The sequence below is a fragment of the Ochrovirga pacifica genome (assembly GCF_000220525.1).
Lineage (GTDB): Bacteria > Bacteroidota > Bacteroidia > Flavobacteriales > Flavobacteriaceae > Ochrovirga > Ochrovirga pacifica.
Genome location: NZ_AFPK01000062.1, coordinates 1 through 14,492, shown reverse-complemented (window position 1 = coordinate 14,492; position 14,492 = coordinate 1). Strand labels below are relative to the sequence as shown.

The 14,492-nt window shown below is 30.5% G+C and carries 10 protein-coding genes; all 10 read left to right on the top strand.

Annotation, left to right across the window (positions count from 1 at the left end):
- Nucleotides 1–77 precede the first annotated feature (77 nt).
- A complete protein-coding gene (locus FS85_RS0110950; protein ID WP_010136330.1) occupies nucleotides 78–956 on the top strand; it encodes a TIGR02391 family protein in 879 nt (292 codons plus the stop codon).
- Between the two features lie 39 nt (nucleotides 957–995).
- The gene (locus FS85_RS0110945; protein ID WP_010136329.1) at nucleotides 996–1,943 is read left to right on the top strand and encodes a hypothetical protein; all 948 of its coding nucleotides are present in this window, start codon (nucleotides 996–998) and stop codon (nucleotides 1,941–1,943) included.
- A 452-nt stretch (nucleotides 1,944–2,395) separates the two neighbouring features.
- Nucleotides 2,396–4,123 carry a type I restriction-modification system subunit M gene (locus FS85_RS0110940; protein WP_010136328.1) on the top strand — a complete coding sequence of 576 codons (1,728 nt, stop codon included), beginning with the start codon at nucleotides 2,396–2,398 and terminating at the stop codon, nucleotides 4,121–4,123.
- A complete protein-coding gene (locus tag FS85_RS16155; protein ID WP_010136327.1) occupies nucleotides 4,123–5,547 on the top strand; it encodes a restriction endonuclease subunit S in 1,425 nt (474 codons plus the stop codon). Before FS85_RS0110940 ends, FS85_RS16155 begins: the two co-directional genes overlap by 1 nt.
- Before the next feature lie 7 nt (nucleotides 5,548–5,554).
- Nucleotides 5,555–7,225, top strand: coding sequence for an RNA-binding domain-containing protein (locus FS85_RS0110930; RefSeq protein ID WP_010136326.1), 1,671 nt, complete (start codon nucleotides 5,555–5,557; stop codon nucleotides 7,223–7,225).
- Between the two features lie 72 nt (nucleotides 7,226–7,297).
- Nucleotides 7,298–10,309, top strand: a complete 3,012-nt coding sequence (locus FS85_RS0110925; RefSeq protein ID WP_010136325.1) for a type I restriction endonuclease subunit R — start codon at nucleotides 7,298–7,300, stop codon at nucleotides 10,307–10,309.
- A 65-nt stretch (nucleotides 10,310–10,374) separates the two neighbouring features.
- The gene (locus tag FS85_RS0110920; RefSeq protein WP_010136324.1) at nucleotides 10,375–10,851 is read left to right on the top strand and encodes a hypothetical protein; all 477 of its coding nucleotides are present in this window, start codon (nucleotides 10,375–10,377) and stop codon (nucleotides 10,849–10,851) included.
- A gap of 37 nt (nucleotides 10,852–10,888) precedes the next feature.
- Nucleotides 10,889–11,893: an IS30 family transposase gene (locus tag FS85_RS0110915; RefSeq protein WP_010136322.1), complete on the top strand. Its 1,005-nt coding sequence runs from the start codon at nucleotides 10,889–10,891 to the stop codon at nucleotides 11,891–11,893.
- Nucleotides 11,894–11,936: 43 nt separating this feature from the next.
- Nucleotides 11,937–12,932, top strand: a complete 996-nt coding sequence (locus tag FS85_RS0110910; RefSeq protein ID WP_029489424.1) for a reverse transcriptase domain-containing protein — start codon at nucleotides 11,937–11,939, stop codon at nucleotides 12,930–12,932.
- 386 nt (nucleotides 12,933–13,318) lie between these two features.
- A partial coding sequence (locus FS85_RS15545; protein ID WP_139062198.1) for a hypothetical protein occupies nucleotides 13,319–14,492 on the top strand: 1,174 nt, incomplete at its 3' end.

Below are 14,492 nucleotides of genomic sequence, written 5' to 3'. Positions count from 1 at the left end.
AAGAGGTATTAATACAAGATGATTTAGGAAATTACAGAAGTGATAACGAGAATTAAATTACTTCATGAAACAAGTGGATGAAAAGCATTCAAGAATTAAAAACTTCAATTGTTCAAAAGATAAATATTCAAGATTTACGAATAACAATTCCTGAAATACTTGAATATGCTGAACGTACTAAAAACAATGTCCTAAAAAAAAGATGTATAAATGAATTGTATGGATATTCAGAAGAGGAAGAATTACCCGATTACAGAAAAATACCTGTTACCTTTTATAATAAATCCCAAAAAGAAATTAGACTATATCCACAAGGAAGTATAATAACAGCAAATCAAATTTTTCATAAAAAGCGCTTTCATCATAAAGGGCCTATTGAAAAATTTGAAAGATTAGCAATTGAAACAGGAATAACCTCAATAATAGCACTTCGAGAACCTTTTGAGGTCGAGGTAAATGGGCAGATTCAAGAAGCACATAGTTTTCAATATTTTGCGAGTGATGTAAAACCATCAATATTAAAATTAAAACAGATACTCTTAAAAGAAGTAGACAAAGAATTACCCGTATATAAAGAGGATACCGATGATGAAATCAATTCATTGCATCATACAGTGGTAAAACTATCATCTCAGCTTTTTAGAAACAAACATTACAGACAAGCAGTGTTAGATGCTACAATTGAATTAGTCAATCAAGTAAAACAAAAATCAGGAATTGAGACATTAGACAATACACCATTAATACAAAAGTCTTTCTCTCAAAACAATCCCATCATAAAACTTTCAAACGATAAAGATTTACAATTAGGGTTTATGTGGTTGTTTTCTGGAGCAGTGATGACATTAAGAAATGTTAATGCACACAAGTTAAATCCTAATATGACTAAACAAGAATGCATAGAACAACTTTATTTTTTAAGTTATTTATTTAGAGTTTTAGATCAAGCTACCTAAAACTTTTTTATCTTTTTATAAATAAATCTCCTACTACAATTGAGTAAAAAAAAAGAAATAAAAAAACTAAGAAAAAAGCTTCAAAAAAATGTAGATCGCTTATTAAAAAGTTTAGTTGAGGTAAAAACAAAGGAACTAAACTCTTTAAATTTTGATATAAAAATTGAAGAAGTTAATTTGATAGAGGATGCTAATGAAATGGTAGAGCTATTATACAATAACAAGGAAAATACAAAAAAACTAAATGGAGAACTTTATCTGTCTAAAAAAGTATTTGAATTATTAATCTATGAATATTTTGTACTTCAGTATTTAATAAGTCAACCTACCTGGCAAGAAAAAATAAAGATTGATTTAACTTCTGAAACAAAAATTCGATTGAATAACTTTTTGTTATTGCTAAACAATCAAATTAATGGTTTAAAATCAATATTACTTTTATTAGAAAAAGGCTTAACACAGTCATCTGATGTGCTATTTAGAAATTTTATGGAAACTTCAGAAAAGGGATTAGCTATTTTAATAGATGATGAATATTACAAAGCGTACACAACCCAAACAACATCTCATGAAGAGAGCTTAGAAATTTGGAACAAAACCAAGCCTTCTAAAACGTGTAAAATCATTGAGCGTAGATTTAAAAATTTAGATAAAAATCAATTTTACGAGACTTTCTTTAAATTAAGAAAAGATTTCTATAGTCAAACATCCAAAGCGGTACATGCGGAGCTCCACTCAACAGTTACCCAGTCTTTAAATTTTAATAAAAATGATACAGTAAATTTATCTTTTGGTGGCAAAGAAGATGATATGGTAAATCAAGCATTTCAAAACTATATACTCTATATCAAGACCATGTCTCAAAAAATGCTCATTGTTTTGGTTTCAGACTACAAGTTAAATATGAATAAGTTTGGAGAAGATGGAATGCATTATACCTTAGTTTACAAAGTCACCGAAGAAGCTTTTAAACTATGTTTAAAATAATTCAATTCTTTTAGACTTTCATCAACAACTGTCGTTTCGAGAGAAATCGAATGAGTGCAACGAATATGTTCCTAATAAAACTTTTACCTGTTACTTTTTATGCTCTACTCAATATTAGATACTTGCTACTTTTTACCAACAATTGTCATTTCGAGTGAAATACGAAACGTAGTGTAGTATTTTGTATCGAGAAATAGTATCCTACTCTATAATATTTAATTTTACTCACTACTCACCGAATATCGATCAACGGTTATCGGTCATCGAGCGTGGTCACTGAGCATAGTCGAAGTGAAGTCGAGATGCACCAACCAATTGCCTATTACCAACAAATAACCCAAAACCCTAAAAACATACCAAAGGACTTTGTATATTTATCCATCATTAATGTTTGCTAACATTAATAGCAAAACAATTCACAAACATTACACAAGCCGTTTAAAAAAACATACATGAAGAACGTTAAAGAATCTGCAAATTTTATATGGTCTATAGCCGATTTGTTAAGAGGAGATTACAAACAAAGTGATTATGGTAAAGTAATACTTCCGTTAACAGTACTTCGTAGATTAGATTGTGTGTTACATAGTACCAAAAAAGATGTATTAAAAAAATACGAGCAATTAAAGCTTACAGATATAGAAGATGTAGATGTTTTGTTAAACAAAGTATCGGGATACAAATTTCACAACAGAAGTAATTTTGATTTCCAAAAATTAATAGCAGACCCTAATAATATTGCCCTAAACCTTAGAAACTACATCAATGGATTTTCAGAAGATGCAAGGGAAATTATAGAGCAATTTGAATTTGACAATCAAATAAATAAAATGGACGACAACAATTTGTTGTTCATGGTAGTAAAACGCTTTCAAGAGGTCGAATTACATCCCAATAATATTTCTAGTATGGAAATGGGATATATGTTTGAAGAACTCATCCGTAAGTTTGCAGAAATTTCTAACGAAACAGCTGGGGAACACTTTACCCCTCGTGAAGTCATCAAATTAATGGTAAACATTCTATTCTTAAACGATAGAGAGATTTTAACCAAAAAGGGAATTACCAAAACCATTTACGATTGTTGTGCAGGTACAGGGGGAATGCTTTCTGTAGCCGAAGAATATTTGGTAGAGTTAAACCCAGAGGCACGATTAGAAGTATTTGGGCAAGAATTAAACCCAGAGTCTTATGCCATTTGCAAGTCAGATTTAATCATCAAAGGACAAAATGCAGCCAACATTAAAAAAGGAAATAGTATTTCTGACGATCAATTAGAACATCAAAAATTTGATTATCTAATTACCAATCCTCCTTTTGGTGTAAAATGGAAAAAGATAGAAAAATTAGTCAAAGAAGAACATGCCAGTTTAGGTCATGGAGGTCGTTTTGGAGCAGGATTACCCTCTGTGAGTGATGGTTCTTTTTTGTTTTTAATGCACTTAATGAGCAAAATGAAACCAAAAGAACAAGGCGGTTCTCGTTTGGCTTTGGTCTTTAATGGTTCTCCTTTGTTTTCGGGGGCTCCTAGTAAATCTAAAAACGAAAGTAGCATTCGTCAATGGATCATAGAAAACGACTTGCTAGAAGCGGTCATAGCATTGCCAAATCAGTTGTTTTACAACACGGGTATTGCTACCTATATTTGGGTAATTTCTAACCACAAACCCAAGGAACGAAAAGGAAAAGTACAACTAATTAATGGAGTAGATTTCTACAAAAAAATGAGCAAATCTTTGGGAGACAAACGTAACGAATTGTCCGAGGAGCACATTGCAGAAATCACCAACACCTATGGAGCTTTTACAAATAATGATTATTCCAAAATTTTTAACAACAAAGACTTTGGTTATGCCAAAGTAACCGTAGAAAGACCTGCTAGAGATAAAAATGGAGACATAATAACAGACAAAAAAGGAAACCCAAAACCAGATGCTTCTTTACGTGATACTGAAAATATTCCTTTAACTATGGATATTCAAGAGTACATGCAAAAAGAGGTATTGCCTCATGTACCAGATGCTTGGGTAGATCCTAACAAAACCAACATAGGCTACGAAATTAACTTTACCAAATATTTTTACCAATACAAACCTTTACGTTCTTTAGAAGAAATCCGTAAAGACATTATGGCCATTGAGCAAGAAACAGAAGGCTTACTTAAACAGGTAATTGCATAATGGAAAAATATAAAAATTACAAAGATTCTGGTATTGAATGGATTGGGGAAATTCCTGAGCATTGGAAACTTGACAAAATCAATCGTTTATTTAAAATAAATACGGGTTTTACTCCTCCAACAGGAAATGATGGTTATTATAAAGATGGTCAACACGTTTGGATTACCATTAGGGATTTAGAGGGGAAATATGTATCTGATTCTAAAACTAAACTAACAGACTTAGCTGTAAGAGGAAAGACAAAAGTTCCTAAAGGGTCATTACTATATAGTTTTAAATTAAGTGTTGGACAAATGGCTTTTGCCATTAAGGATTTATATACAAACGAAGCTATTTTCTCAATATTTCCAAATGATAATATTAACTTAAATTATTATTATTATTTATTAGATAGAATTTTAATCCACAATTCTAACGAAAATATTTACGGTGCTAAAATATTAAACCAGGAATTAATTAAGGCTGCCAAATTAGTGATTCCATCTAAAGATGAACAAAACCAAATTGCTAACTATCTAGACTATAAAACCACACAAATAGACCGTTTAGTAGCTAAAAAAGAGCAACTCATAAAATTACTACAAGAAGAACGTACGGCCATCATCAACCTAGCGGTAACCAAAGGAATTCCCCAAAGCAGGTCATCGAGCGTGGTCACTGAGTTTAGTCGAAGCGGAGTCGAGACGTGGTCATCGAGCGGAGTCGAGATGGGGTTATCGAGCGGAGTCGAGATGGGGTTATCGAGCGGAGTCGAGATGAAGGACTCTGGCATAGAATGGTTAGGTCAAATTCCGAAACATTGGGAGTTTTGTAAAATTAAAAATGTTACTCAGAAAATAGGTAGTGGTGTTACTCCTCGTGGTGGTGCTGAGGTTTATAGATCTTCAGGGGTTCCACTTATAAGAAGTCAGAATGTATATTTTGACGGATTTAAATTAGAAAATGTAGCGTATATTACTAAGGATGTTCACAACCTAATGATTAATAGTAAGGTTTTAAGAGGTGATGTTTTATTAAATATTACAGGAGGTTCTATAGGAAGGTGCTATTTTGTTACAGATGAGTTTAATGAAGCTAATGTAAATCAACATGTTTGCATAGTTAGACCTAATGAAAGAATATCAACTGAATTTATATATTATATTTTGAGTTCGAAAATAGGTCAATTACAAATAGATTTGTGTCAAACAGGAGGTAATAGAGAAGCTTTGAATTTCGAACAATTAAAAAGATTCTTATTTGGATTACCTCCAATTGAAGAACAAAAACAAATAATCAATTTTATTGAGAGTGAAGAAATTAGAATAAACACCATCATCACCAAAACCCAACAAGAAATAGCCTTGTTAAAAGAATACAAAACAGCTTTAATTAGCGAGGTAGTAACAGGTAAAGTAGATATAAGAAACGTTGTTTTAAACTAAAATAAAGATGACACAAGCAGAGCTAAAAACACAAATAAATCATTTTCGTAATTTAATTTCGGAAACAGAATGTGTAGAGTTTAAAGAAGCCAAAACTAATTTTGATACCAGAAAATTAGGAAAGTATTTTTCTGCCTTGGCCAACGAAGCCAACTTAAAACATCAGCCCGCTGCTTGGTTGCTTTTTGGAATTAAAGACAAACCTGTTCCTAGACCTATTGTAGGAACTACTTACCGTAATAACAGAGCAGATTTACATAGCTTAAAAGCCGAAATCGCAAACAAAACAACCAACAGAATTACCTTTACCGAAATTCACGAACTTACTTATCCCGAAGGAAGAGTAGTAGCTTTTCAAATTCCTCCTGCTCCTAAAGGAATTCCCATTGCTTGGGAAGGACATTACTACGGTCGTGATGGTGAAGAAATAGGAGCTTTAAATTTGGTAGAAGTAGAAACCATCAGAAACCAAAGCAACAAAGTAGATTGGTCTGCTCAAATCATTCCTACAGCAACACTACAAGATTTAGACCCCAAGGCAATTACCAAAGCACGTGAAGAGTACAAAGAGAAAAACCCTAGAAGAGCTACCGAATGTGATACTTGGAACGATAGTACTTTTTTAAACAAAGCAAAAATCACCATCCAAGGTAATATAACCAACACCACTATTTTATTGTTGGGAAAAGAGGAAGCAGTACATTTTCTAAATCCTGCCGTGGCAAAAATCTCATGGATTTTAAAAGATAAAAACAATGTAGAATTAGATTACGAACACTTTACCGTTCCTTTTGTGCTAAACTCTTCTGAAGTTTTTTCTAGAATAAGAAATCTAACCTACCGTTACATCAAAGACAATTCTTTGTTTCCTACAGAAATTAAAATGTACGATGCTTTTGTAATTCGTGAAGCTTTACACAACTGTATTGCGCATCAAGACTATAGTTTACAAGGCAAAATAACAGTAGTAGAAAAATCAGACGAACTGGTGTTTTCTAACTTAGGTGCTTTTTTACCACAAAATGTAGAAACAGTGATAGAGCAAGATGCTCCGCCAGAATATTATAGAAATGCTTTTCTGGCCGATGCAATGGTCAATCTAAACATGATAGACACCATAGGAAGTGGGATCAAACGTATGTTTTTAAAACAAAAAGAACGTTTCTTCCCAATGCCCGATTTTGATTTATCGGATGCCAACAAAGTAATTGTAAAAATTCCAGGAAGAATTTGGGATGAAAATTACACCAAGTTGTTAATGAGCAAAACAGACTTGGATTTAAAAACAGTGGTTTTGTTAGATAGAGTACAAAAAGGCTTACCGCTAAAGGATATAGAAATCCGTTTTCTAAAAAAACAAAAATTAATAGAGGGGAGAAAACCCAATTTGTACATCTCAGAATTGGTTGCTAATGTGACTGGAGAAAAATCGGATTATATAAAATTAAGAGGTTTTAAAGACGAGCATTACAAAAAAATGATTTTAGAGTATCTTGAAAAATACAACACGGCTTCTAAACAAGATATTGAAAAGTTAATTTTAGATATACTTCCCGATATTTTAGATGAACAAAAGAAAGCAAACAAAGTCAGAAATATTATTTACGCAATGTCTAAAAAAGACCAAACCATTGTAAATAAAGGGACTACAAGGTACCCTAAATGGCAAAAAGTATAACTAAAACTACAATACTTTTTAGTTATACTTTAGTTATACTTATAGAAAATTAGACAGGTTAACAGATTAAAAATGGCAAAAGGAATACATACAGAATTAACTTTTGAAGTAGCAATAGAAGAAGCTTTACTCCAAAATGGAGGATACACAAAAGGAATAGCAAAAGACTTTAATGCAGATTTGGGCTTGTTTCCTAATGAGGTCACTAATTTTCTAAAATCTTCTCAACCTCTACTGTGGAAAAAACTAGAGACCATTCACAAAGAAGAGGTAGAAAAAAAGGTCATTACCAGATTAATCAAAGAAATAGAGCTGCGTGGTGTCTTAGATGTCATTCGTAAAGGATTTACAGATTATGGAGTAAAATTTCAAATGGCTTTTTTCAAACCTGAAAGTACGTTAAATCCCGAAGCCGAAAAATTATATGCAGCCAATAACTTAACCGTAACTAGGCAAGTATATTACGAGAGAGTGGGAAAAAACTCTTTAGACATGGTTTTGGCTCTAAATGGAATGCCCATAGCAACCATTGAACTTAAAAATCAATTTTCAGGTCAATCGGTAGACAATGCAAAAAAACAATATGTGTACGATCGAGAACCGAATGAGCCTATTTTTAAATTTAAAAAGCGAGCCTTAGTTCATTTTGCAGTAGACACAGATGAATGTTATATGACCACTAAATTAGCAGGAAAAAACACAAGATATCTTCCTTTTAATTTAGGACATAACAACGGAGCAGGAAATCCTCCAAATAAAAAGGGATACAAAACAGCTTATCTGTGGGAACAAGTGTGGGCCAAAGATAGTTTTATGGACATTATTGGTAAATTCTTACACTTAAGTGTTGAAGAATTTGAGCTAAATGGTGTAAAAAAGAAAAAAGAAACCATTATTTTTCCTCGTTTTCATCAAATGCAAGTAGTTCGTAAAGCTACCGAAGATGCTAGGTTGCATGGAGTGGGTAAAAACTATTTAATACAACATTCTGCAGGTTCTGGAAAATCAAATTCCATTGCCTGGCTGTCTTATAGATTATCGAGTTTACACAATACTAAAAATGAAAGAATATTCGATTCTGTAATTGTAATTACAGATAGAAAAGTATTAGATACTCAGTTACAAAATACCATATATCAATTTGAACACAAAGAAGGTGTGGTTCAAAAAATTGACAAAAATTCTCAACAATTAGCAGATGCTTTAGCCTCAGGATCAAACATCATCATTACCACACTTCAAAAATTCCCGTTCATATTAGAGAAAATTGACGAAATCCCTGCTAAAAAGTATGCCGTCATCATAGACGAAGCACATTCTTCTCAAGGTGGTGAAGCAACAAAAAAAATGAAAGAAGTACTGTCTGCAAAATCATTAGAATCAGCAGAACTAGAAGAAAATGAGTCAGGCTTAGAAGAAGATGCAGAGGATGAAATCAGAAAATCGATGTTAGCACGTGGGAAACAAGAGAATTTAAGTTTTTTTGGTTTTACAGCGACTCCAAAACCAAAAACAGTAGAAGTCTTTGGTACCAAAGGAGCCAATGGAAAGCCAGTTCCTTTCCATTTATATTCTATGAAACAAGCCATAGAAGAAGGATTTATTTTAGATGTGCTAAAGAATTACACCACTTATAAAACCTATTACAAACTGTCCAAACAAATTGAAGATGACCCTAAAGTAAATAAGAAAAAAGCAGCCAGAGCTATTGGTCGATTTATGTCTTTACATCCGCATAATTTAGCTCAAAAAACCGAAGTAATGGTAGAGCATTTCCGTCAAGTAGTTACTAATAAAATTGGTGGTAAAGCCAAAGCAATGGTTGTGAGTAGTTCTAGGTTACATGCCGTACGTTACAAAGAAGAATTTGATAAATACATCCAAGAAAAAGGGTACAAGGATATCAAAACAATAGTAGCCTTTTCAGGAAAAGTAATACATAGCAATGCACCAGAAGGTGTTACAGAAGTGGAGTTAAATGGCTTTGCTGAAAAAGAAGTGCCCAAAAAATTTGCTTCCAATGATTATCAACTACTATTAGTAGCAGACAAATATCAAACAGGTTTTGACCAACCTTTACTACATACCATGTATGTAGATAAAAAACTTTCTGGAGTAAAAGCAGTACAGACCTTATCTCGTTTAAACCGTATGTGTGCGGGAAAAGATGATACTTTTGTCTTAGATTTTGCAAATGATACAGAAGAAATATTAAATGCTTTTCAGCCTTATTACGAACAAACATCCATATCCGAAAATTCAGACCCCAACCATTTATACGATTTAAAAGTACAAATAGAAGTAGCTCAAATCATTTGGCCGTCCGAAGTAGATAATTTTTGTAATATCTATTTTAAATCTGTAAAAACCCTAACGGCTTCTCAACAAGGAAAATTAAATGCTTTCATAGATCCTGCAGTAGAAAGATTCAAACAATTACCTAAAGAAAATACAAAAGAAGATACTATAGGAACGGTGGTAACTCAAGAAGATTTAAAACATACCTTACAAGTATTTACCAGAGCATATTCTTTCCTAACGCAAATCATGCCTTTTACAGATGTAGATTTAGAGAAATTGTTTACCTATGCTCGCTTTTTAATCAAAAAGCTTCCTAGAACAAGTCAAGATGACAAGTTCAAGTTAGGAGATGAGGTTTCTTTAGAGTATTATAGACTTCAAAAAATTTCAGAACAAAATATTGTGCTAGAGGATAGTAGTGTTTATGAGTTAGATAGCGGGGGTGAAGCAGGTATAAGAATGACAAAAGAAGAAGAAACGGCTTTATCAGAAATTATCAACGTGTTAAACAAACGTTTTGGGACAGAGTTTAGCGATGCTGATAAATTATTCTTTGACCAAATATATGAAGAGTTGATAGGTGATGCCGATTTAGCTGTACAAGCAAAATCTAATTCAATGGATAATTTTAAGTTTGGTTTTGATGACAAATTCTTAGATACAACCATCAACCGCATGGAACAAAATCAAGACATTTTTACTAAAATGATGAACGACAAAGAGTTTGGAAACATTGTTAAAAATTACATGCTCAAAAAAGTATATCAAGAATTTAGAAGGTAAGGAATGAATAGATTAGTGATTATAGGGAATGGATTTGATTTAGCACATGGTTAAAAAAAATAAAAATGAAATACACTAAAAAAGAGATTGAAAAGGTATTTAGAAAATTAAAAAGTTATTCATACTACGACAACTTTTTCCTTTTTTTAAGAGAACGTATAGCTTCTTTTGAAGCAGAAAATAATTTTGAGTCTAAATTAGATGAATTAGTAGCTTTTTTAAACACAAATACTCCTCTTGAGGAATCAAATTATTTTAAGGAATTACTTTCTAATATAGACTATGTTGTAATTCCAAAAAAGTTTGAGCATGATAAAATTGATGATTCAGAAGATTTTATTATTACAAATAAATTTTCTAATGAACACTATAATGTTGAATCTTGTAATTACTTGATTGATGCACCAATAGAGATTCACCTAGTTTCATTATTATGGATATTAAATGAAGGGGTGTGTTTAAATGATACATATAAAAAAAATAATTACGCATATGCTTTAGAGTTAGATGAGTCGAAAAGTAAAGTAGGCTCTATTCAATAACTTAACGCAACAAATCTAATTTTATAGATTTGTTATAATGGAAGTAAAAAAACATAGAAGACTTACCTTAAAAGAAAGGGTCCAAATTGAGACTCTTTTAAATGAAAATAGATCCAAAGCTTACATCGCTAAACAGCTCAATAGATCAAGATCAACAATCACCAGAGAAGTAAATAAATTAGTTATTAATTCTAATGATAAATATGATGCTCATTTATCTCATTGGTGCGCTAAAGATGATTACTTAAACAAAAGAAATCTAGATAAAATCAGTACACATAAACCTTTAAAATATTTTGTATATAAAGGTCTTTTGTCTGAATGGACTCCTGAGCAAATTGCTGGAAGAATTAAGGAACTTTATCCTAATGATCCTATCATGTCTATTTCTCATGAAGCCATTTATAGACACATTTACACTAGACCACAAGCTAGTTTAAACAAAAAACTTATCAAACTACTAGTGCGTAAAAAAACAAGACGTAGACCTGTTAAAAAGAAACGTGGAACTGGTAGTAAAATAATCAACCAAGTCAGTATTGACAATAGACCTAAGCATATTGAACTTAGAGAAGAAATAGGACACTGGGAAGGTGATTTAATGATTGGTAAAAATCAAAAATCTGCTATTGGAACCATTGTAGAACGAAAATCTAGGTATACTTTAATCGTAAAACTAAAAGCTAGAAATTCAAAAGAAGTTGAGAAAATGTTTTCCAGAATATTAAATAAACTAAACCCTATATTCAAAAAAACGATGACTTATGACAACGGAATTGAAATGGCTAGACACGAAAAAATAACACGTAATACAGGTATGAAAATATACTTTGCTCACCCCTACTCTTCATGGGAAAGAGGTACTAATGAAAACACTAATGGACTCATCAGAAGATACCTCCCAAAAGGAACAGATTTTAATCTAATTGATGAAAAATTACTCCTCAAAATTCAAGATAAACTTAACAATAGACCTCGAAAAATAATTGGTTATAAAACGCCTAATGAAATTATGGATTTTGAACTAAAAAATGTAGCTTAGTATCAAACTAAAAAAGGCAACGTTTGTTGCGTTACAACATTGAATGCAGCTAGTTAATGGTTTACGTTTATTTAAACCTTATTTCGAGCAATATCAAAAGTGGAGAGATAATGCTATAAATAAAGCTCAAAACTTTATAGAAGAAGGAACGGATATACTTATGATAAGTGTTGATGTAAAGCAATATTTTTATAATATTAATTTAACTAATAAGTTATCAAATTTTAAAAAAGACCTTAAAAAAAAATCTTCGAATAAAAGTTTACCATTAACAAGTATGCTTTTAAAAATACATGAAGTGTATCAATTAAAGTTAAAAGATAATATACCTAACAATATTGATTACAAAAATTGTATTCCAATAGGTTTATTATCATCAGGTATAATAGGGAATTGGTTTTTAAAAGATTTAGATTTAAAAATAATAGATAACTTATCACCTGTGTATTATGGTAGGTATGTTGATGACATTATTATTGTTTTATCAAATGCCTCTGTTAATGAAAATGAAAAGAAGCCCAAATCAGCAATCTTAAAAAAGTTTTTTATAGATCGAAACATACTAATTAATAAAGAAGAAACTCCAAATGTTTATAGCTATTCAGATGATGAAAATATAATACTACAGAAAGATAAAACAACTGTATATGCATTTGACAGTAAAGAATCACATGCAGTATTAGAAAAGTTTAAAAAAAATATAGAAAAAAATAGTAGTGCCTTTTGGTTTTTACCAGATGAAGAAAATGCAGATGAAGATTTTGATGATAATGTATATGAGTTAACTTATTCTGATACTTCTAATAAATTAAGGAGTATCAGTGAAATTAAACAGAGTAAATACGGTGCTTCAATTTATTTAGCAAAAAAAATAAAATTAGCTTTATTATCAGATGATAAGAAAGATTTAAAAACAACCAAACAAATTTTAACCTTTTTTAAAGGGCGTATAAATTTAGAATTTAATTCAATTTGGGAAAAAGCACTTACCTATTTTATAATTCAAAATAACACCAAAGCTTTTTATAGAGTTTATTAATGAAACTCATAAATCAATAAAGAAAATAAAAGTAATTGAATTAGAAAAGTCTTGTAATATAAACAAACTTCGTGAAAGTCAATATAGTTATTTATTCAATTCAATAGCACTATCGTTATGTTTAAATCCAAAGTTTTTAAACAAAGATATTAAGTCACATATTGATCGTTTAGAAAACGAAATTATTACTGTAGAGCGTTTAGATCAAATAATATTAAATTATAAAAACACAAATCTTTTTAGACATTATTTTGTAATTCAACCTTTATTAAATTTTGCGATTTTTAATTTAGAAACGAATTTATTAAAATTTGATATTCAAAAATATAAAGATTTAAAATTGTCAAATGATAATTTTAAATATGCTCCTAGATATATCTATCTACATGAGATTGTACATTTTTTTGACTTTTCAAAAATTATATAATTCATCACAAAATATTAATGAAGTAAATAATACTGTTTTAATAGAAAATCTGTTTTTAGAAGAAGAAAAAGTAGTGGATAATAATGAAAATATAACAAATTATTCATCAAACAAAATTATAGAGGATGCTTTAAAATTATATTATAAATTCAACTATGAACTAAGGAATTCAGGTACATTTAATCAACTAGAATTTGAAAGTATCAAATCTGCATATTTTAAAAATACACTTAAACATAATCATGCTGATACTATCAAATATGATGAGGTGTCATGCAGTAATCAAGAACAAAAAGATATTGTTAAAATAGCTGTTGCTAACATGATAGTGTATAAAGAAAATATTCAAGCATCTTTATTTTATAAGCCTATTTTATCAACAGATAGAAGAAAAAACTTTATTGATATATTAAATCAAACAGAAAATTGTAAGGCTGATTTTCTAGTACTTCCTGAGGTAAGTATACCATATCAATGGTTACCTTTAATTGCAGATGAATCAAGAAGAAAACAGAGAGTTATAATAGGTGGTTTGGAACATATTAGAATCAATAATATTTGTTATAATATTATGGTAACCTGTCTGCCAGTTGAAAGAAATGGTATAAAAGATGTAATCACGGTATTTCGTTTAAAAAATCACTATTCACCTCATGAATCTAAGTCAATAAGAAATCAAAATAAAATTGTTCCAGTACCTTCTCCATATACATACAATAAATTTATCTGGAAGAATATTCATTTTAGTGTATATAATTGTTATGAGTTGGCTGATATAACTCACCGATCTATTTTTCGTTCTGAAGTAGATTTATTATTTGCTTCTGAATACAATAAAGACATTAATTATTTTTCTAATATAACAGAAACGATTAGTCGTGATGTACATTGTTATTTTGTACAAGTGAATAGTTCTGATTTTGGAGATTCAAGAATTACAAAGCCATCTAGAACTGAAATTAAAGATATCATAAGATTAAAGGGAGGTATAAATTCTGTTGTATTATATGATGAAGTTAATTTAAAAGAATTAAGAGAGTTTCAAAAAACACATATAGACGGTCAAAAGACGATTAAATTTAAAAATACACCTCCTAATTATAAACATAGTAGAGCAGAAGATAGAATTAATA